Below are 20,250 nucleotides of genomic sequence, written 5' to 3'. Positions count from 1 at the left end.
TGCTTACCGAATGCCGCCGCTGGCGGTGATCACCTCGCCGGTCAGCCAGCGGGCATCGTCTGAGGCGAGGAACGCGACCACCCCGGCGATGTCGTCCGGTTGGCCCGCCCTGCCTAGCGGCGTCTGCGCGATGAAGCCGGCCTCCATGTCGGAACCGACGACTCCGGCCGTATGGGTGCCTTCGGTCACTACGAAGCCGGGGCTAACCACATTGACCCGGATCTTGCGTGGCGCGAGCTCGTTGGCCAGCACGCCCGAGATAGCGTTCAATGCCCCCTTGGTTCCGGCATAAACCCCGGCGGCCGGTGTATGGACATGGGTGATGGCCGAAGAAATATTGACGATGCTTCCGTTTTCTCCAAGATGCTTCACTGCCGCTTGGGTCGTGAGCAATACGCCGAGCACATTCACGTCAAAGAGACGGCGATAATGCTCTTCGGTCACGTCCTCGATCGTCGCGAATTCATAGATGCCGGAATTATTGACCAGCACGTCGAGGCGGCCGAACTGATTTACCGCCGCCTCGATCAGCCCCTGTGCCTCTTCCGCTTTGGAGACATCGGCCTTCACCGCGATAGCTTTGCCTCCAGCTGACGCAATGGCCTCGACAACGGCGTCGGCACCCGCCCTACTCGAGGCGTAATTGACCACGATCGCGGCACCGTGCTGTGCGAGATTTTTGGCGATCGCGGCACCGATGCCCTTCGATGCGCCGGTCACTACGGCGACCTTTCCGTCAAGCTTCGACATATGTGCTATCCTTCGACGGGAACCGGCTCGGACTGGTTGGCCTTAGTTCCATAGTTCGGAAATTCGGAACTAATGGAGCGAAGGTCAAGCCCCAAATGGATGAAATATGAGGCCGCTGTTTCACCCGGCGATTGAGGACGTCCAGCCACAGGCAATCCTGCACGCCTTGTCGGATCCCCGCCGGGCAGCGATCTTCGCCGCAATCGCAACGGCGGGCTGCGTTGAGGCCTGCTCGGCGCTGTCGGGTGTCGGAGACCGGACGATTCCGAAATCGTCGTTGTCCAGCCATTTCAAGGTACTGCGCGAAGCCGGCTTGATCCGGTGCGAGCGTCGCGGTGTCGAGATGCGAAACCATTCGCGCTGCGCGGAGGTGAACGCACGTTTCCCTGGCTTACTCGCCGCGATCATGGCCGCTTATGCGTCGGGTGGAGAGCCCGGCGCCCATGGGGCAGATGCGTAGGCGCTATCAGAATGCTCGCTTCGCCTCGATGATCCATGACGGAACGCTCCTTCGACCGCCGTCTCATTCCGATGCGATACGCCAATCCGCGCGATCGTGCGCCGACCCGGATTCACCCTATTCCCGTACGGATAAGTATCCGGTGGGATAGGTGCCGTTCGACGGGTTCCGGGCGATCTTGAGAGGCGGCGGCGCGAGATGAGAGGCAGACACGCAGTCACACCCCTTGCCGGAACGCTCTACACCTTATATTGCGACGCGATAGCTCGATCCCGTGACCCGGCGCTGCCGGCCGCATTCCTGCGGCCCGTCGCGTGACGGGCTCTACTCGCTTCCGGATACCTTATGAAGCTTCGCAACATCGCCATCATCGCCCACGTCGACCACGGCAAGACGACACTCGTCGACAAGCTGCTGTCCCAGTCGGGATCGTTCCGAGACAATCAGCGCGTCGAAGAGCGCGCGATGGACTCGAACGACCTCGAGAAGGAGCGTGGCATCACGATCCTGGCCAAGGCGACTTCGGTCGTCTGGAAGGATACCCGCGTCAACGTCGTCGACACCCCCGGCCACGCCGATTTCGGCGGTGAGGTGGAACGTATCCTCTCGATGGTGGACGGCGTGATCGTGCTCGTCGATGCCGCCGAGGGTCCTATGCCCCAGACCAAGTTCGTGGTCGGTAAGGCGCTCAAGATTGGCTTGAAGCCGATCGTGGCGATCAACAAGGTCGACCGTCCGGACGCTCGCATCACGGAAGTCGTCAACGAGGTGTTCGACCTCTTCGCCGCTCTCGATGCGACCGACGACCAGCTCGATTTCCCGATCCTCTACGGTTCGGGCCGCGCAGGCTGGATGGCGACGTCCCCCGATGGTTCTCAGGAAGACGGTCTGGCGCCGCTCTTCGACCTCGTGCTCACGCATGTACCTCAGGCCAAGGTCGAAGAGGGTCCGTTCCGGATGCTCGGCACCCTGCTCGAAGCCAATCCCTTCCTGGGTCGCATCATCACCGGCCGCATCGCGTCCGGCACTGTGAAGCCGAACCAGGCCATCAAGGTCATGGATCGTACGGGCAAGCTGGTTGAAACCGGCCGCGTCTCGAAGATCCTGGCCTTCCGCGGCCTGGAGCGCGCACCCATCGACATCGGCGAGGCGGGCGACATCGTCTCCATCGCCGGCCTCGTGAAGGGCACCGTGGCCGACACCTTCTGCGACCCGCAGGTCGAGACCCCGATCCAGGCCCAGCCGATCGATCCGCCCACCGTCACCATGTCCTTCATCGTCAACGATTCGCCCCTGGCAGGCACCGAAGGCGACAAGGTCACGAGCCGCATGATCCGCGACCGCCTGTTCAAGGAGGCCGAGGGCAATGTGACGCTCAAGATCGAGGAAGCGGCCGACAAGGATTCGTTCTTCGTCTCCGGCCGCGGCGAGTTGCAGCTTGCCATCCTGATCGAAACCATGCGCCGCGAAGGCTTCGAGATCGCCGTGTCGCGTCCTCGCGTGGTGCTCTCCAAGGACGAGAACGACAATGTCCTCGAGCCGGTCGAGGAGGTCGTGGTCGACGTGGACGAGGAATACTCGGGCGTCGTCGTGCAGAAGATGTCTGAGCGCAAGGCCGAGATGATCGAGATGCGGCCCTCGGGCGGTAGCCGCCTGCGCCTCGTCTTCCATGCGCCAACCCGTGGCCTCATCGGCTACCAGGGCGAGCTCATGACAGACACGCGCGGCACCGCGATCATGAACCGCTTGTTCAAGGCCTACGAGCCCTACAAGGGCGAGATGCCCGGCCGCCGCAACGGCGTGCTGATCTCGAACGACAAGGGCGAGGCCGTGGCTTACGCCATGTGGAACCTGGAAGATCGCGGCCCGATGATGATCGAGCCCGGCGCCAAGGTCTATCAGGGCATGATCATCGGCGAGCACAACCGCGAGAACGACCTCGAGGTGAACGTGCTCAAGGGCAAGAAGCTCACCAACATCCGTACCACTTCGAAGGACGAGGCCGTGCGCCTCACCCCTCCGATCCGCATGACCCTCGAGCGCTCGCTGGCCTGGATCCAGGACGACGAGCTGATGGAAGTCACGCCGAAGTCGATCCGCCTGCGCAAGACCTACCTCGATCCCAACGAGCGCAAGCGCTTCGAGCGTTCGGGCGGCGTCGCGTAAAACGCTACTCATTCGAAGAGAAACGAAAAGGCCGGGCATCGCCCGGCCTTTTCCGTTCATACTGCCAACAGGGCCTGCCTCGATGCCGTTTCGCCTTCCCCGATCGTGAGGTGGGATCGGACGTGGGCTTCAACACGAGGGGCTGGAGTGGATAGAGGCCTCACTCTTCCTTCGCCCGCTCTCGCAAGAGGTACTTTTGCACCTTGCCGGTCGAGGTCTTGGGGAGCTCGCCAAAAACGATCTTGAGGGGCAGCTTGTAGCCAGCGAGTCGTTCGCGACACCAGGCAATCAGGGCATCGGCTTCCACGGTCGCGCCGGCTTTGAGCTCCACGAAGGCCATCGGGGTCTCGCCCCATTTTTCGTCGGGTCGCGCCACTACAGCGGCGGCCGAGACGGCGGGGTGGCGGAACAGAGCATCCTCGACCTCAATGGAGGAAATGTTCTCGCCTCCTGAGATGATGATGTCCTTCGATCGGTCCTTGAGCTGGATGTAGCCGTCAGGATGCTTCACTCCGAGGTCGCCAGAGCGGAACCAGCCACCGGCGAAGGCAGCCTGAGTGGCGGAGGGGTTCTTGAGGTAGCCACGCATCACCACATTGCCGCGAAACATCGCCTCGCCCATGGTCTCACCATCGGAGGGTACGGATTCGCAGGTCTCCGGGTCTCGGATGTCGAAGCCTTCGAGCACAGGGTAGCGCACGCCTTGTCGCGCCATCCTGGCCGCTTTCGCCTCGTCCTCAAGAGCGTCCCAGTCGCGATGCCAAGCATTCACGACTGCGGGGCCGTACGTCTCGGTAAGGCCATAGAGGTGCGTGACGTCGAAGCCAGCCTTGCCCATGGCAGCGAGCACCGCCTGTGGCGGGGGCGCAGCCGCCGTGAGGAAGGCGACCCGGCGGGGGAGGGGGCGACGCTCGTCCTCGGACGCATTCAGAAGAAGCTGCATCACGATCGGCGCCCCGCACAGATGGGTGACACCGTGCTCCGCCAGTGCCGCGTAGAGTGCGCCCGCCCTGACCTGCCGGAGGCAGACATGGGTGCCAGCGACGACGGACAACGTCCACGGGAAGCACCAGCCATTGCAGTGGAACATGGGCAGCGTCCAGAGATAGACAGGGTGCTGCCCAAGCTGACCGGTTATGACGTTGCCGAGCGAGAGAAGGGCCGCACCGCGGTGGTGATAGACCACGCCTTTAGGGTCGCCCGTCGTGCCGGAGGTGTAGTTCAGCGAGATCGCATCCCACTCGTCCGCCGGCATGGCCCAGTCCTGTGCCAGATCCCCTTTTTCAAGAAACGCCTCGTAGCCAATCTGCCCGAGGATCGTGCCGTCCCCGGTATAGACCGGATCGTCGACATCAATGACCAGTGGGCTCACTCCCGCCCGTTCCAGGGCGGCACTAACGACGCGACTGAACTCACGATCTGCAATCAATACCTTGGCTTCGCCGTGGTCGAGACAGAAGGCGAGACCTGCAGGATCGAGGCGGGTGTTCAAGGTGTTGAGCACGGCGCCAGTCATCGGTATCCCGTAATGACACTCGATCATTTCGGGCGTGTTGGCGAGCATCACAGCGACCGTGTCCCCGCGTCCGATACCGTGCGCCGTCAGTGCAGCAGCAAGTCGTCTGCTCCGTGCATACAATTCGGCATAGGTTCGGCGCAGAGGGCCATGGATGACGGCGATATGTTCGGGAAAGACACGCGCCGAACGGTCCAGGTAGTTCAGCGGCGTCAGCGGCTGATAGTTCGCCGGATTCCGGTCGAGGTCCCGATCATAGATCGAAAGCTCAACCTGTGAGGCTGTAGTGGTCGCCATGGATGTATCTCCCTGTCGCGCATCGTATCAGGAGATCGACATCCGACAATCAACCGTTCGATACGGCGAGCCGAATTGGATCGCCACACCGAACGAAACCTATAGCTCGCTCGTGCTATGCTGTGAAAAGCGGAAGGAAGACACCAACTCTCAACCCCCGCCCGGATCAGTCTCGTCGTCGGGTGTCGTGCCGCCCTTTGAACCTTTGCCGGGCGTGGGCCCTTCACCCGGCTTGCCGTCGGTCTTTTCATTGGGATCCATGACGGCGTCGGGGGCCGAATTGGCTGGCTTACCCGTATTCTTTGCGGTGTTACTCTCGGTCTCGCTCATGGCTGCTCACCTTCTCGAGTGATCTTCAATCCTGCCGGCGATCGGATTGCCCGTTAGACGAGCCGCCTACCGGCGCCGGGTTTCGACCCTTCTGACCGCCGGCCTCGTTCCAGTTCTGATTACGCTCGGCATCTGTGACGCCACCGGCCCCCTGATCGCGCGCTGCCTCCTGTTCGGGCGTTTGTCGGCCGCCCCCGACGGCGGGTGCACCCTGCGAGCCGACATCGTCGTCGGGCTTGCGCGTCGCTGCATCGGTGGGATTGTCCTTCTCGCTCACGCGCCGTCCTCCGAATCCTTGCCGACCGGTGCGGTCGCGCGGTCGACAGCCTCCGACACGGTGCTCGTCTGGGAAGCATCGCCGATATGGCGCAGGTTCTCTGGTGGCGTCTCGGCCTCGGTGGCCTCGGTGGCGTCCTGGCGCGGTGTGCCGGATGCGATGCGCGCAGCTTCGGCTTGGCCTGACGGATCGCTCTTCAGGTCGTGCTGGGTCCGGGCGGGAGTACCGATGTCGCGGGCATCGTCCTGGCCGAGACCCTGTCCGTTGCGATCGCTATAAGCGTCGAAATCCTTCAGCGAGGGGCGCTCGCGCTGCTCGTTGCTCATGGTTTCCTCCAATGTTGGAGGTTCAACCTGTCGAACGCTCATGAGGTTGCCTGACGCTTGGAGAGCTCACTCCCTTCGGGGGACGACGCGCAGAAAAAAGGCGCTCCCGTGAGGGAGCGCCGATGATCGGGATGGGTCCAAGAAGAGGTCAGATCCCTTCGAAGAGTGCGGACGAGATGTAACGTTCGGCGAAGGAGCACGCGACGGTAACAATGCGCTTGCCCTGGAATTCCGGACGTGCCGCCAGCTTCAATGCGGCAGCGACATTGCCGCCTGTGGAGATGCCGCCGGGAATACCTTCCAGCTTGGCGAGGAGCCGCGCCGTGTCGAAAGCTTCCTGGTTCGATACGGTGATGACCTCATCGATGATTTCACGGTCGAGATTGCCCGGGATGAAGCCGGCGCCGATTCCCTGGATCTTGTGCGGGCCAGGCTGACCGCCGGAGATCACCGGGGAATCCGTCGGCTCGACGGCGATGACCTTGAGGTTCGGCAGGCGAGGCTTCAGCACGGAGCCGACGCCCGTGATCGTTCCGCCCGTGCCGACACCGGCGACGAAGGCGTCGAGCTGGCCCTGCGTATCGTTCCAGATCTCCTCGGCCGTTGTCTTGCGATGGATCTCGGGATTCGCCGGGTTCGAGAATTGCTGTGGCATGATCGAGCCGGGGATCTCGTTGAGAAGCTCCTCGGCCTTGCTGATCGCTCCCTTCATGCCCTGCGGACCGGGCGTGAGGGCCAGTTCCGCGCCGAGGAAGGCCAGCATCTTGCGGCGCTCCAGGGACATGGTCTCGGGCATGACGAGAATCAGGCGGTAGCCGCGCGCCGCCGCCACGAAGGCCAGGGCGATTCCGGTATTTCCAGAGGTAGGCTCCACCAGCGTGCCGCCGGGCTTCAGCTGGCCGGAGGCTTCGAGGGCATCGATCATGTTGACGCCGATACGATCCTTAACGCTCGCGATCGGGTTGAAGAACTCGAGCTTCAGCAGGATTTCGGCATCGACGCCGCGCTCCTTGGTGATCCGGTTGAGCCGGACGAGGGGCGTGTTGCCGATCGTCTCCGTGATCGAGCCGTAGATATGACCGTGGCCGGGTTTGCGGGACTGCGAGGGGCTGGTGTCGGCCATGACGAAATCTCCTGAGCGGCGTTTATGCGTTGTGCAGGCGTCGATCGACCTTGCACACGGTGCGCGCCGGGATATCGCGTCGTCCTAGGCGAAGCAATCGCTCATAGACTTAACGCAAAGACAAATCTTCTCTGTCGTCAAGTGCGAGTGCTGCCAGTAGACATTTTCATTTGCTGGATGCGTTGTCTGTGGGACATTGTTCTCCGGCGCCGCCTTCTATCCCGTCCCGTGAAGTATCTGCTCGGTCGCGCCCCAGCCAAGGCGGCGAAGAGGCGGCGCCTACGAAAACAGGATCATCGCGGAGAGCACGAGAAAAGTCGCACAAAGCGGTGCCGACAATGCGATCCGGAATGCGGCCGGATGCAGGCTCGGCGAGCAAGTGTAGATCATCTCTTCGGAGACGCCATGCCGGACGATACTGCCGGTCGCCCATTCAAGCCGCTTCACCATTTCGCGTCCCCTGCGCTCAGCCGTGATGGGCAGAAAGCGACAGGGGCATTCAACGAGGGGTAAAGCTGAAGCCGCGACCTTGGATCGTCGTCAATGCGATCTTAAAGAGAGGCTGACGATTGCGACGGAGTCGGTACTGGCCCCGGCCCGGCCCGGCCCGGCCCGGTCTCATTCTCTGCGACGGCTCTTCCAGGCCCGAAGACTTCGGAGGTTTAGCCGAGATGCCAAACGACCCGCGCGCCCGGGCCCGTGCCTGTCTGCATGCCGATTCCCGAGAGCATGGGAGGCGCTTCGTCCGGGCGATCCAGTTGCACCGCCGGTGGTCGCAGGGTTCATGGCTCGGCTGTGCGAGGCAACCGGCATCAGCAGTAGTCGCTGAAGTAGGTCGCAGACTGTCACGACACTGCCAGCCCCGGGGAAATCTCTCATGGCCCGCTCTACGGCCCGTTAGACGAGCCGTAAAAAGTGGGTATCTTGCCGCCCCGCGTTTTCACGAGGGACGGTATGGTCGGCAATTGCCGGTCAAGCGCAGAGATTTAGAGCGCGCGGTCGAACTTCAGTTCGCCCTTCTGGCTCTTGATCACCAGCTGCGAGCCTACGAGGTCCCATTGGGCAGCGGTTCGCAGGGCGATGAAGAAATCCTGCTCGCTCGCTCCGGTACCCTTGTCGCAAGGCTTCTTCGTCAAGGCGAGGGGGCCGACCGCAAGATGCTGCTCGCGCAGGGGGAAGGCCGTGGCGGCGAAGGTGTTGCACCCGCCGTAGCCGCGTGCGCGATACTGCTTGTCGATGATGAAGCTCGGCCGGTCGGTGCCGTTGAACGGCTTGCCGTTCAGGCTCACGGCAGTCCAAGTCGCGTCGAGGGGAAACATCTTTTCCTGAGCCTTGGCGGCCGGAACATACTGTTTCTTCTCTGGCTTCTCGCGATTGTCCTTGCCGAAACCCGTGACGTTGGATCCCTGCGCCATTGCCTCCGTCATCGGCATCCCTGCCGTCGCGGCAAAAGCCATCACGGCGAACAGCATCGCTCTCATCGTCAGGCCCTCCTTCGTCATCATCAATCGAACTCGCGTCGTCGCGCGCCTCACCCCGGTTTCGAGGCGTGATCATTTGGACCGTGCGCCACACACCAGGGTCGGCGTCGGCCGATGCGTCGCGTGGACAGGGTGCAACCGCCCATCGGATAAGATTCCAGCACAAATATGGTCAAGACTGCGGGCGGCGAGATTTCATGATCATCCCCTCCTAAACGACGTTCCATGCTTGCTGTACGTGAACTATCCCGATGCCAGTCTCGTTAAGCCAGCTTAGAGGCTGCGGCAGGTGGAGCGCCGCCGAGGAAGGGGAGAGTTTCCGTGTCGGGACTGGACGAGAGCGGGCGTGGTGGATCAGGGCTGAATACGATGAGCCCTGCGCAATCGCGGGCCGCCCGCGGGATGCTGGGCTGGTCGGAAGCGGATCTCGCTGGCAGGGTCGGACTCGCAGAGCAGGATGTGAAGGATTTCGAGAGCGGAGCCAACGATCCTGCCTCGGGGCAGATCGAGGCGCTGAGAAGTGCTCTGATGAGCGCCGGCATCGTCTTTCATGAGGGGCGCGAGAACGGCGTCAGCCTACGCGCTAAGGGCGGAGACGAAGGTACGCGGCTCTCCTCGCTGACCACCGAAAACGATCACTGAAGTCCGCAAAGGAAACCTTTGGGGCTCCGGGATCGGCACTGAGCGAATGCGTTACGCGCCGCCTCGTCCCATGGCGAGAGCCTTCAAATCGAACGTGGGATCGGCGGCCTCATCTGGCGTTGGTGAAAGGCCGCGCGCGATGATCCGGCGGGCGGCCATGTGCTCGGTCGCCGAATCCACCGTCTCGATTCCTGTCAGGTATGCATCGCGATAGCGGAACACCGCGAAGCCTCCGGCGGTCGGGCGCCGTACCGAAACATCGCCTGGCAATGGCAACCCAACCATTTGCAGTTTGTGTCCGCCCTGATCGCTCCAGAACCACGGGACGGCATCGTAGGGCGCCGGGCGTCCGGCGATGCGGGCGGCGACACAACGTGCCTGGTCGATCGCGTTTTGGACGGATTCTACGCGCGCTACGCCATGCGCGGCGAAACGTGTTGGAAACCTGGCGCAATCGCCGATAGCCGAGATCGACGGATCGTCGGTGACGAGGACAGGATCGACGACGATGCCGTCTTCTACACGGAGCCCCGCCTCGGCTGCGAGCTCCTGGTTCGGAAGCACACCGATGCCGATCAGGACCAGATCCGCCGGGCACGCGGTGCCGTCGGACAGGCGGAGGGCCTCGACCCGACCGGTGCGGCCCTCGATGGCCTGGACGCCGCTGCCAAACAAGAAGCGGATACCGGCTTTCTCGTGAGTCTCTCGGAAGAAAGCGGCGACGGGTTCGGACACGGCCCGCGCCATGGGTCGGTCGGCGGCTTCGATGACGGTGACACAAAGACCACGCGCGGCGCAGATACTGGCGAATTCGAGCCCGATGAACCCCGCACCGACGATGGCAATGTTGCGCGCCTCGCCGATGGCCTCCTGGATTCGATCTGCATCCGTGATCGAGCGCAACTGGTAGACGCCCGTAAGTTCGGCTCCCGATACGGGAAGAGGCCGGTTCCGCGAACCTGTGGCGAGGACGAGATGATCGTAGGCAATCTCGCGTCCATCGCCGAGGCGGATTCGGCGCCCTCCACGGTCGATCGAGACCGCCATGGACGAGGTCTCGCAGTCGATGCGGTGCTCCACATAGAACTCGCGTGCACGCAGGAACAGGCCGGCGGCGTCCACCTTGCCAGCCAGATAGGCTTTCGAGAGCGGCGGTCGCTGATAGGGAAGGATCGGCTCGTCGCCAATCATCGTCACCGGTCCGTCGAAGCCCGACTCCCGAAGGGAGGCTGCCGCCTGCAAGCCGGCCTGACCGGCACCGATGATGACGATCCCGCTCTCGTTCACGCCTCGAACTCCGCGGTCACCGGGCTGACGGCTGGCGACAGCGCCAGACGCGGCAGTTTCCGTCCGCCTTCCTTCACCGTGAAATCCCAGAATGCCGCCGCCGCCGGACCCAGCACCTTGTCGGCGCGGCGGACCACGTACCAGTCGCGACGGATCGGCAATCCCTGCACGTCGAGCAGGATCATGCGACCGCTTTCAACCTCGGCCGCTACCGTGTGGGCGGAGATGAGTGCGATACCGAGTCCGGCCATCACCGCCTGCTTGATCGTCTCGTTCGATCCGGAATCGATTCCGAGCTTCGCGCGCTGAATCATGATGCCCGACATGAACTCCTCGAACACCGTGCGGGTGCCGGACCCTTCCTCGCGAACCAGGAAGGATTCCTCGGCCAGATCCGCCCGCGTAAGATTGGTGCGCGTGCTGAAGCGATGGTTTGGCGCAGCGATGATGACGAGCGGATGCGCGCCGAACATCTCGGCCTCGATCGCGAAATCGCGGGGCGGCCGGCCCATGATCGCGAAGTCGATCTCGTAGTTGCGCAGGGCCTCGACCATGGCGCCGCGATTGCCGACAACGAGGTTGATCTCCACCGCTGGAAAGCGCGCGACGAAGCCGGCGATGATCTGAGGCGTAAAGTACTTGGCCGTCGAGACCACCCCCATGGCGACCCGGCCGCCGCTCCCGCCCTTGAGGGTCTGGAGCTTGTCGGCACAGGTCTCGAGCACGGTGTTGATGCTGTCGATTGCCCAGAGCATTTCGCGCCCGGCATCCGTGGGTTTCAGGCCCGTCGGCGTGCGGTCGAACAGGAGCAGCCCCGCCTCCTCCTCGAGCTGGCGGATGCGCGCGTAAAGCGCCGCCGAGGTGACGTTGAGTTCCTGGGCCGCGCGGGTCATCGTTCCGAGGCGGGCGACCGCTGCGACGGCCTGGAGTTGCTTGAGCGAGAGGTTGCGCATTCGCCGTTTTTAGTTTTTTTGGAACTGCCCGCAAGTTTTTTCATAATTCCTTCTTTGCACGGGGATTGCCTGTCTGGCGCTCTGGTTGATGGCAGCGCTATCGTGCAAAGGGCGCTATCAGGCCGTGGAAGCTTGATGCCGGGTTGGGCGCTGAATGGCCGGGTTCTCCCGGCAGGTCGATGAAGAGGACGTGAGCCGATGTCGTTGGGGTCTCTGGAGATCGGGTCTCGTCTCGATGCATGCCTCGCTCAGGCCGTTGCGGCCAATCCGGCCCTGACCGATGTGGCGGCCGTGATCGCGGCCTGCGCCGAAGCGGCCGTGGATGTGAGCGAGGTCATCGGTCGCGGCGCCCTGGGCGGTGGCGATCTCGCTGCGCAAGGCGAGCAGAATAGCGACGGCGACGTTCAGAAGGCCCTCGACGTCCTCGCCCACGAGCGTTTCACCGAGGCTCTGCGCGGTGCGCCGGTGGCGGAGGTTGCCTCGGAGGAGGCGGAGGGGATCATGCTCCTGAACGCGGGCGCCCCCCTTGCCGTCGCGATCGATCCCCTGGACGGCTCTTCCAACATCGGCGTCAACATGGCGGTTGGGTCGATCTTCGGCATCCGTCCGGTCGCCGCCACCCCGGATAATCCGGCCGGTTCCTTCGCGACACCCGGTACGGCACAGCTCGCCGCCGGCTTCGTCACCTACGGCCCGGCGACGTCCCTTGTCGTTACCCTGGGCTTCGGCACGCAGATCTACACCCTCGATCGGGCAGAGCGCGTATTCCGCCTTACCAGCCCGCGGATCGAAGTCGTGGCGACAGCCAAGGAATACGCAATCAACGCCTCGAATGCCCGTCATTGGGACACGCCGGTCAAGGCCTATATCGAGGATTGTCTGGCCGGCGCTGACGGCCCCCTCGACAAGAACTTCAACATGCGCTGGCTCGGCTCGCTGGTGGCGGACGCCCAGAGAGTTCTCATCCGCGGCGGAGTGTTCCTGTATCCCGGCGACAACCGGAAAGGCTATGCCCAGGGTCGTCTGCGCCTCCTCTATGAGGCAGCTCCCATCGCGATGCTGATGGAACAGGCCGGAGCCTCCGCCACGGACGGTGCCAACCGCATCCTCGACATCAGCGCCACCGGCATTCACGAGCGCGTGCCCTTGGTCTTCGGATCGACCGAGGAAGTCGCCTGCGTCGCGAAGTACTACGGCGGCCGCAATCCCGCTGCCGGCCGTTCACCCCTGTTCGGCCAGCGCGGCCTGATGCGCGGCTGACAGGGCAGAGACTGGAACCGGTCGGGCATCGTTCATGTCGGCGCGTCACCCCATCATCTCGGTGACCGGCTCGTCCGGGGCCGGCACGACGTCCGTACGCAACACGTTCGAGCAGATCTTCCGCCGCGAGGATGTCAGTGCCGTCTATATCGAGGGCGACGCTTTCCACGCCCTCGATCGCAATGCCATGCGCAAGGCGATGGCGGAGGAGCCGACGCTCAGCCATTTCGCGCCACGCGCCAATCTTCTCCCCGAGCTGGAGGAGGTGTTCCGCACCTATGGCGAATCAGGCATCGGGCGGACGCGTCATTACGTCCACGACGCCGCCGACGCTCAGGCGTATGGGGCAGAGCCCGGCACGTTCACCCCCTGGGAGGATTTTCAGCCTGGTTCGGATCTGCTGTTCTACGAGGGACTGCACGGTTGCGTGGTCGACGACAATGTCGACATGGCCCGCTACGCCGATCTCAAAATCGGTGTAGTGCCGGTGATCAACCTCGAATGGATTCAGAAGCTGCACCGGGACCGCTCGTTCCGCGGTTATTCCACCGAGGCGGTGACCGACGTCATCCTGCGGCGCATGCCCGATTACGTGCAGACGATCTGCCCGCAATTCACCTGGACGGACATCAACTTCCAGCGCGTGCCCACGGTCGACACGTCGAACCCGTTCATCGCCCGCTGGATCCCCACCGCCGACGAATCGATGGTGGTGATCCGCTTCAAGGACCCGAAGGGCATCGATTTTTCCTACCTGATCTCGATGATCCAGGGCTCCTTCATGAGCCGCGCCAATTCCATTGTGATCCCGGGCGGCAAGCTCGATATCGCCATGCAACTCATCCTCACGCCGATCATCATGCAATTGGTGGAGCGCAAGCGCCGGCTTGCCTGAGACCGCCGAACGTCCGGGCTCATGCTCTTGCCGGACCGACAGAGTGAACGAGATAGTCCGAATGACGACCCGCATGACCGGCCCCATCATCTCCCCGTCGATCCTCTCGGCTGACTTCGCCGCCCTTGGCGAGGAGGTTCGCGCGGTGTCCGAGGCGGGGGCGGACTGGATTCATCTCGACGTGATGGACGGGCATTTCGTGCCTAACATCACCTTCGGGCCCGATGTGGTGAAAGCGCTCCGACCCCATAGCGACAAGGTGTTCGACGTTCATCTGATGATCGCGCCGGCCGACCCGTATCTCGCGGCGTTCGCTGAGGCGGGAGCGGATGCGATTTCGGTCCATGTGGAGGCCGGCCCGCACATTCACCGCTCGCTCCAGACTATCCTGAACCTCGGAAAGCGCGCCGGAATCGCGCTGAATCCGGGCACCCCTGCGAGCGCCATCGAACCCTTGATCGACATGGTCGACCTCGTCCTGGTGATGACGGTGAATCCCGGCTTCGGAGGGCAGAGTTTCATCCCCTCGACGCTGGAGACCATCGCCCGGATCAAGGCGATGAGCGCCGGACGCGACATCGATATCGAGGTGGATGGCGGCATCACGCCCGAGAATGTGGGCCTCGCCGCTGCCGCCGGAGCCAACGCGTTCGTGGCCGGCAGCGCCGTATTCAAGGGCGGGCCCGCCGGCTATGCCGGGCGCATCGCCGCCATCCGGGCGGGCGCCAGCGGCACCGTCGCATGCTGAAGGCGCTGATCTTCGACGTCGACGGGACACTCGCCGAGACCGAGGACCTGCACCGACAGGCATTCAACCGGGCCTTCGCCGAACTGGGGCTCGACTGGAACTGGTCGCCGGAGGCCTATGCCGACCTTCTCACCGTCATGGGCGGGAAGGAGAGGCTCGCGCATTACGTGCGGACCGAGCATGGCGAGCCGGATGCGCAGCGTCGCGTCCAGATGAGCGAGATCCACGACCGCAAGACCAGGATCTATGGCGATCTCGTCACGCAGGGGGCGCTCGCCCTGCGCCCTGGCATTGCGCGCCTGGTCGAGGAGGCGAAACGCGCGGGCCTACGTCTCGCGGTGGCCAGCACCACGAGCAGGCCCAATATCGATACCTTGATCGCCGTGAATTTCCCCGAGGGCAATCCGTTCGATGCCATCGCCTGCGGCGACGAGGCCGAGCGCAAGAAACCCCATCCAGACGTGTTCGTGCTCGCCCTGAAGCGCCTCGGGGTCGAACCGGGCGAGGCCATCGCCTTCGAGGATTCCGCCCCCGGCATTCGCTCCGCCCTGGATGCCGGCCTGCCGGTCATCGCCACGCGCAGCCTCTATACCGGTGGTCACAGCCTGGAGGGCGCGTTCTCGGCCGTTTCCGATCTCGGCGAGAGGGAGGCGCCGCATAGCCATCTCGCCGGATCGGCATGGCCCGGCGACGTCATCACTCTCGCGGCGTTGAAGGACTGGCACGCCCGGCACGCGGGGTGACCCCTTTCGCGGGCCGCGGAAACAAAGTCGAGCCCGCAACGATGCCGAGGCAGGCGGTAAAGGCGAGGCGCCACCAGGGCCGCACCGCGCCGCCGTTTCCTTCGTCTGCCATCGCTTCTGTCCCCGTTGCGAGGAGAGAAACTCCCTGCCGCATCAACGCCGGGGGCCTCACCGCGTTGCCTCGATGAGCGGACCCGGCCTATAACCCGGCCCAACCCCGCTGCGGTGACGCGCGCGCGCACTTCCGCTCCACCTCCGACACGACCCAAGGTCACGCTATGGCCGGCCATTCCCAGTTCAAGAACATCATGCACCGCAAGGGCCGCGTCGATGCGGTCCGTTCCAAGATCTTCGGCAAGCTCGCCCGCGAGATCACGGTTGCGGCCAAGCTCGGCATGCCCGACCCGGCGATGAATGCGCGCCTGCGCGCCGCCATCATCGCGGCACGGGCCGAGAACGTGCCCAAGGACAATATCGAGCGCGCCATCAAGAAGGCCTCGGGCGCCGACGCCGAAAGCTACGACGAGATCCGCTACGAGGGCTACGGCCCGGGGGGCGCTGCCCTCATCGTCGAGGCGCAGACCGACAACCGCAACCGTACCGCCTCCGACGTGCGCTCGGCCTTCACAAAGTCCGGCGGCAGCTTGGCCGAGACCGGCGCGGTCTCCTTCATGTTCGACCATGTCGGCGTGGTGGAGTTCGATGCCAAGGTGGCGGATGCCGACACGATGCTCGAGGCTGCCATCGAGGCAGGCGCCGACGACGTGCGCTCCTCCGAGGATGGCCACGAGATCACCTGCGCCCAGGATTCCTACGGCGAGGTCTCCAAGGCCCTGGAGGCCCGCTTCGGCGAGCCGCGCCGCACGGCCCTGATCTGGAAGGCCCAGAACACCATCGAGGTCGACGACGAGACCGGCGAGAAGCTGATCCGCCTCGTCGAAGTCATCGAAGACCAGGACGACGTCCAGAACGTCTACGTCAATTTCGCTCTCTCCGACGCCCTGGTCGCCAAGCTCGAAGGGTGAGCGGCCCGGAGCCACAAGCGATCGTTCCAGATCCGATAGTCCCCTTCGTGATGGCGGATCCAGGATTCGGTCCGGTGCCGCGCGTACTCGGCTGATCCGGCATCCGCTTCGTTCGAGCGGAGCCAGGATCAGGCTGCTTTTGCGGTGTCGAGGAAGCGGTTGACCAACGCCGGCGCGTCAGCTTTCCGAGCCCCGCCAGAACGGTTGCCGCCAGGATCGGCCCTGTCGGAACGTTCCCGCTGAACTGAGCTCCGAGCCCGGCGATCGGCAGGATTAGCCAGAGGCAGATGCTCAGGAATCAGTCGGAGCTCCGCCGGCAAGTCTCGATATCCGCATTGGAATTCTGATTTTTCGGATACGTCGGGCTTATGGAACGGGAGCTTACGCGCGCGTCGCCGGTATCCGCGACGAGCTACGCGCTGGAGACGTAGAGACGGGCGACGAGATCCGGTGGGACGGCGGTGACCACGACGCTGTGGGTCCGTCCCCCCATGGATAGGATCGTTTCCCGCCAGCTCAGGCGACGAGGGCGGCAATGTCTTGCCCATGCCATCGCCCATGCCTTGGCACAAGACTTCGTTCACGATATGTCCTTAACGCTCAGATCGGCGCGGCGCTCGCGCCCGGACCTGTCCAACCCATGATTTTGTCACCTCTGGTTTTGAGCGCATGACCGGCTCCGTCCGCATCCTCGGCATCGATCCCGGCCTGCGCCGGACCGGCTGGGGGCTCATCTCCGTCGTCGGGACGAAGCTGACCTATGTCGATTGCGGCGTGGTGACGTCGGATGGGGACCTGCCTCTCGCCCTGCGCCTTCGAGAATTGCACGAGGGCATCACCCGCGTCGTGTCGGGTTTCTCGCCCGACGAGGTCGCCGTGGAGGAGACCTTCGTCAACAAGGACGCGCAGGCGACCCTGAAGCTCGGCCATGCCCGCGCTATCGCCCTGCTGGTGCCGGCTCTGGCGGGTCTGCCGGTCTCCGAATACGCCGCCAACCTGGTGAAGAAGACCGTCTGCGGCTCGGGCCATGCCGAGAAGGTGCAGATCCAGGCGATGGTGAAGTTTCTGATGCCCAAGGCCGAGTTCAAGACGGCTGATGCCGCCGATGCCCTCGCCATCGCCGTCACCCATGCCAATCATCGCGGTGCGCATGCGCTGAAGAAGCTCCACGCTCCCGTCGCCGGGGTGAGCGGGCTTGCCGCCGCACGGATCGCGGCGGCTCTGGCGAAGAGGTGAGCATGTCCTCTCCCGGCGCTGGGCGCGGGGAGAGGGGGCTTTACGTCCTGGGCGGGTTTACTGGGCCTTGAACTCGCCCTCCAGGCGCAGGCTCACTTCGTCGCTCACTGCCGGCACGAAGGCCGAGACACCGAAATCCGAACGCTTGATCACGGCCCAGCCATCGAAGCCCACGGTGTAGCGCTTGTCGACGGGGTTGGTGCCGGCTTGGTTGAACGTGGCGTCGAAGGAGACGGGCTTCGTCACACCTTTCAGGGTAAGGGTGCCGGTGATCCGCGCCGTGGTCGGGCTGGTGGGCTCCACCAGGGTCGCCGTGTAGGTGGCGGTGGGGAACTTGGCCGTGTCGAAGAACTCGGGGGCCTGGAGATGCTTGTTCAAGGCATCGTTGAGGCCGTTGATGCTGGCCATGCCGATGGTGACGCTAAGCTGGCTCTTTGCCGGCTCCTTCGGATCCAGAACGGCCTTGGCCGCCACATCGGTGATCTGCCCATAATAGGTCGAGTAGCCGAGATGGATCACCGACCAGGTGATCTTGCCGTGTGCCGGATCGAGCACGTAGGTGCCGGGCTTGACCTGGGTCGGGTCGCGCGACGGACCAGCTTCGGGTGGCGTCTCCTGCGCGTAGGCGCAGGGCGAGGCCAGAAGCAGGAGGGCGAGGAGGCGCGTGCGCATCATGCGGTCACTTTCTCTATGGCTGGTCGGACAGGAGGGCCGGTCCCTGATAAGACCCTGTCTCTGATGACGAGATGATGCATGATCGGCAAGCTGAAGGGTGTGGTGGATTCCTACGGAGAGGATTTCGTGATCCTCGACGTGCAGGGGGTCGGCTACGTGGTGCATTGTTCCGCCCGGACCTTGCAGCGGATGCCGGGCGCGGGCGAGGCCGCTTCCCTCGCCATCGAGACCCATGTCCGCGAGGACATGATCCGGCTCTATGGTTTCCGCTCCGATGCCGAGCGCGAATGGTTTCGCCTGCTTCAGACCGTTCAGGGGGTCGGCTCCAAGGTGGCCCTCGGCCTGCTCTCCGTGCTGGAGCCGGAGGCCCTCGCCACCGCCATCGCCATGGGTGACAAGACCGCCATCGCCCGCGCCCCCGGGGTCGGGCCACGCCTCGCCGCCCGGCTCACCGCCGAATTGAAGGACAAGGCCCCCGCCTTCGCGCCGATCGACCCCGCCGTCCTAGCCCTCTCCGGAGCGGTGGAGGATCGAACTGCGCCTCAGCCCGCCGCCGATGCCATCTCGGCCCTGGTCAATCTCGGTTACGCCCCGGTCCAGGCCTCCGCCGCCATCGCCGCCGCGATGAAAGGAGCCGGTGAGGGCGCCGAAGCCAAGACCCTTATCCGCCTTGGCCTGCGCGAACTCGCCCGGTGAATCGGATGGTCCAAGGCGCAAATCCGCGTCCGGCCCGACGCCTGTTTTAACGGTTTATGCTACATAGTTACCCATCATCCTATGGGAGAACCAGCTTTCGTTCTTCCGGTAAACTGTCTAATCCGCTATCGACCGGAGCCCCGACTGGGCGGACCGCGCTCCGGGATTGAATATGACGGGCTTCTGGACATTCCTGGCGACCGCGCTGGTCTCCTGCGCGGCAGTGGCACCGGCGCTGGCCGCCGATCCGGCCGGCGCGCAGCCACCCCTTCCGGATGCGCCTTCGCCGTTCTTTCTCTTTACCGATACCCAGGTGAGCTACCACTACCAGTTCCCCGCCGCCGAGCCGGGTATACGGGTGCGGGACGCCGACGGGTCGTTCCGCTCGCGCGGTATCCCCAAACAGATCTTCAATGTCGCGCATGCCAATGCCTGGGCCTACGGCACCAATCTGTTCTCGCTCGACATCCTGAAATCCGGAGCGCAGGAGCGAGCCGGTACCACCAACGCGCCGGGCGGGTTCCTGCTTCGCGATGAGGGTGCGACGGAAGTCTACGGCCTCTACCGCGGCACACTCAGCCTCAACGCGCTCACCGGGACCAAGGCGTTCGTGGTGCCCGGCCTCGTCAAGGACATCTCCCTGTCCTACGGGTTCGACGCCAATACGAAGGATACCGCCTTCGGCCCCCGCAAGCGCAACGTCGTCGGCGGTCTTAACCTTTCCTTCGACGTGCCGGCCGGTTTTCTCAACGCCTCGGTCCATGCCTACAAGGAGTGGAACCGCAACGGCTTCAATCCCTATCCGAACCGGGACATCAGCTACGACACCGTCCCCGAGATCGAGATCGCCTATAGCTTCCCGCTGGCCTTCACCGGCCTGCCGCTCAGCGTCACCGGCATCAACAACATTGTCCTGCCCAAGGGGCGCGGTGTCCGTAATCCAGCGATCTTCGCCTTCAATCGAGAGACGGGGCTCGAATTCGTCTCCCGCACCAATCTGGTGCTCGACCTCGGCAAGCTCGTCTACGACCAGCCCAACCGCGTCGATGTGTTCATCGGCTTCCAGTACTGGCTGAACAAGTTCGGCAATCTCGAAACGGCGACCCTGAAGGGTACGGAAGAGAAGAGCTTCCTCGCTGGCGTCGCGTTCCACGTCTTCTGAGCGGGTTCGTCCCCGCCAGGATATCGCTGCCGCGAGGACGGTCGCGGTACCGATGGCCACGGCTGTGTGACCTACCCGACTTCGACCCGAGAGACTGCGCCCCAGAGACGGTGTTGCACGCCCACGGGGCTGGCTCCTGTCGTCGCAGGCAGGTCTGCGCGCCTTGCGCAAAAATCCCATGCCAGTTAAGTTATTGAAAATG

Annotated in this window: 22 protein-coding genes; 11 read left to right on the top strand and 11 right to left on the bottom strand. The window is 64.0% G+C overall.

Going from position 1 to position 20,250, the window contains the following annotated elements; genetic code table 11:
• Positions 1 to 3: 3 nt before the first annotated feature.
• Entirely contained in the window at positions 4 to 750 is a 747-nt protein-coding gene (locus tag AC0IXR_RS22370; protein ID WP_461234417.1) for a glucose 1-dehydrogenase, read from the bottom strand.
• A gap of 106 nt (positions 751 to 856) precedes the next feature.
• Between AC0IXR_RS22370 and AC0IXR_RS22365 the strand changes: the two genes are divergently transcribed.
• Together AC0IXR_RS22365 and typA are read left to right on the top strand one after the other, a co-directional pair.
• A complete protein-coding gene (locus AC0IXR_RS22365; protein WP_461234416.1) occupies positions 857 to 1,210 on the top strand; it encodes a helix-turn-helix domain-containing protein in 354 nt (117 codons plus the stop codon).
• Positions 1,211 to 1,555: 345 nt separating this feature from the next.
• On the top strand, positions 1,556 to 3,376 hold the full coding sequence (gene typA, locus AC0IXR_RS22360; RefSeq protein WP_056434487.1) for a translational GTPase TypA: 1,821 nt from the start codon (positions 1,556 to 1,558) through the stop codon (positions 3,374 to 3,376).
• 160 nt (positions 3,377 to 3,536) lie between these two features.
• Here typA and AC0IXR_RS22355 read toward each other — a convergent pair whose 3' ends face one another.
• The 7 genes from AC0IXR_RS22355 to AC0IXR_RS22325 form a co-directional block, all read right to left on the bottom strand.
• Positions 3,537 to 5,189: an acyl-CoA synthetase gene (locus AC0IXR_RS22355; protein ID WP_471762222.1), complete on the bottom strand. Its 1,653-nt coding sequence runs from the start codon at positions 5,187 to 5,189 to the stop codon at positions 3,537 to 3,539.
• Positions 5,190 to 5,339: 150 nt separating this feature from the next.
• Positions 5,340 to 5,519, bottom strand: a complete 180-nt coding sequence (locus tag AC0IXR_RS22350; protein WP_056434484.1) for a hypothetical protein — start codon at positions 5,517 to 5,519, stop codon at positions 5,340 to 5,342.
• 25 nt (positions 5,520 to 5,544) lie between these two features.
• A complete protein-coding gene (locus tag AC0IXR_RS22345) occupies positions 5,545 to 5,796 on the bottom strand; it encodes a hypothetical protein (protein WP_311276284.1) in 252 nt (83 codons plus the stop codon).
• A complete protein-coding gene (locus tag AC0IXR_RS22340; RefSeq protein WP_471762220.1) occupies positions 5,793 to 6,122 on the bottom strand; it encodes a hypothetical protein in 330 nt (109 codons plus the stop codon). Before AC0IXR_RS22340 ends, AC0IXR_RS22345 begins: the two co-directional genes overlap by 4 nt.
• Positions 6,123 to 6,270: 148 nt before the next feature.
• A complete protein-coding gene (gene cysK, locus AC0IXR_RS22335) occupies positions 6,271 to 7,245 on the bottom strand; it encodes a cysteine synthase A (protein WP_471762218.1) in 975 nt (324 codons plus the stop codon).
• Between the two features lie 279 nt (positions 7,246 to 7,524).
• Positions 7,525 to 7,695 carry a hypothetical protein gene (locus AC0IXR_RS22330; protein WP_471762217.1) on the bottom strand — a complete coding sequence of 57 codons (171 nt, stop codon included), beginning with the start codon at positions 7,693 to 7,695 and terminating at the stop codon, positions 7,525 to 7,527.
• A gap of 536 nt (positions 7,696 to 8,231) precedes the next feature.
• Entirely contained in the window at positions 8,232 to 8,726 is a 495-nt protein-coding gene (locus AC0IXR_RS22325) for an META domain-containing protein (protein WP_056434721.1), read from the bottom strand.
• 321 nt (positions 8,727 to 9,047) lie between these two features.
• On the opposite strand from AC0IXR_RS22325, the gene AC0IXR_RS22320 reads away from it, so the two are divergent.
• On the top strand, positions 9,048 to 9,368 hold the full coding sequence (locus AC0IXR_RS22320) for a helix-turn-helix domain-containing protein (RefSeq protein WP_244478154.1): 321 nt from the start codon (positions 9,048 to 9,050) through the stop codon (positions 9,366 to 9,368).
• A 51-nt stretch (positions 9,369 to 9,419) separates the two neighbouring features.
• On the opposite strand, the gene AC0IXR_RS22315 is transcribed toward AC0IXR_RS22320, so the two are convergent.
• Both AC0IXR_RS22315 and AC0IXR_RS22310 read right to left on the bottom strand, forming a co-directional pair.
• A complete protein-coding gene (locus AC0IXR_RS22315; protein ID WP_461234415.1) occupies positions 9,420 to 10,655 on the bottom strand; it encodes an NAD(P)/FAD-dependent oxidoreductase in 1,236 nt (411 codons plus the stop codon).
• Positions 10,652 to 11,608, bottom strand: coding sequence for a LysR family transcriptional regulator (locus tag AC0IXR_RS22310; RefSeq protein ID WP_056434475.1), 957 nt, complete (start codon positions 11,606 to 11,608; stop codon positions 10,652 to 10,654). Before AC0IXR_RS22310 ends, AC0IXR_RS22315 begins: the two co-directional genes overlap by 4 nt.
• A 198-nt stretch (positions 11,609 to 11,806) precedes the next feature.
• On the opposite strand from AC0IXR_RS22310, the gene AC0IXR_RS22305 reads away from it, so the two are divergent.
• The 6 genes from AC0IXR_RS22305 (at position 11,807) to ruvC (ending at position 17,515) form a co-directional block, all read left to right on the top strand.
• Entirely contained in the window at positions 11,807 to 12,868 is a 1,062-nt protein-coding gene (locus tag AC0IXR_RS22305) for a class 1 fructose-bisphosphatase (protein ID WP_471762215.1), read from the top strand.
• Between the two features lie 34 nt (positions 12,869 to 12,902).
• Positions 12,903 to 13,763 (top strand): phosphoribulokinase, encoded by an 861-nt coding sequence (locus AC0IXR_RS22300; RefSeq protein ID WP_056434471.1) that lies wholly within the window; start codon positions 12,903 to 12,905, stop codon positions 13,761 to 13,763.
• A 73-nt stretch (positions 13,764 to 13,836) separates the two neighbouring features.
• Positions 13,837 to 14,511 carry a ribulose-phosphate 3-epimerase gene (rpe, locus tag AC0IXR_RS22295; protein WP_461235633.1) on the top strand — a complete coding sequence of 225 codons (675 nt, stop codon included), beginning with the start codon at positions 13,837 to 13,839 and terminating at the stop codon, positions 14,509 to 14,511.
• Positions 14,505 to 15,254: an HAD-IA family hydrolase gene (locus AC0IXR_RS22290; RefSeq protein ID WP_311276281.1), complete on the top strand. Its 750-nt coding sequence runs from the start codon at positions 14,505 to 14,507 to the stop codon at positions 15,252 to 15,254. Before rpe ends, AC0IXR_RS22290 begins: the two co-directional genes overlap by 7 nt.
• 278 nt (positions 15,255 to 15,532) lie before the next feature.
• Positions 15,533 to 16,279, top strand: a complete 747-nt coding sequence (locus AC0IXR_RS22285) for a YebC/PmpR family DNA-binding transcriptional regulator (protein WP_207412230.1) — start codon at positions 15,533 to 15,535, stop codon at positions 16,277 to 16,279.
• Between the two features lie 669 nt (positions 16,280 to 16,948).
• The gene (gene ruvC / locus AC0IXR_RS22280; RefSeq protein ID WP_056434462.1) at positions 16,949 to 17,515 is read left to right on the top strand and encodes a crossover junction endodeoxyribonuclease RuvC; all 567 of its coding nucleotides are present in this window, start codon (positions 16,949 to 16,951) and stop codon (positions 17,513 to 17,515) included.
• Between the two features lie 57 nt (positions 17,516 to 17,572).
• Here ruvC and AC0IXR_RS22275 read toward each other — a convergent pair whose 3' ends face one another.
• Positions 17,573 to 18,190, bottom strand: a complete 618-nt coding sequence (locus AC0IXR_RS22275) for a YceI family protein (protein WP_056434460.1) — start codon at positions 18,188 to 18,190, stop codon at positions 17,573 to 17,575.
• Between the two features lie 78 nt (positions 18,191 to 18,268).
• On the opposite strand from AC0IXR_RS22275, the gene ruvA reads away from it, so the two are divergent.
• Entirely contained in the window at positions 18,269 to 18,886 is a 618-nt protein-coding gene (ruvA, locus tag AC0IXR_RS22270; RefSeq protein ID WP_056434458.1) for a Holliday junction branch migration protein RuvA, read from the top strand.
• A 172-nt stretch (positions 18,887 to 19,058) separates the two neighbouring features.
• A complete protein-coding gene (locus tag AC0IXR_RS22265; RefSeq protein ID WP_471762213.1) occupies positions 19,059 to 20,048 on the top strand; it encodes a hypothetical protein in 990 nt (329 codons plus the stop codon).
• Positions 20,049 to 20,250: the final 202 nt, after the last annotated feature.

The sequence above is a fragment of the Methylobacterium sp. AC832 genome (genome assembly GCF_979256025.1).
Note: the sequence above shows the minus strand (reverse complement) of the source record. Positions and strands in the feature narration are given on the sequence as shown.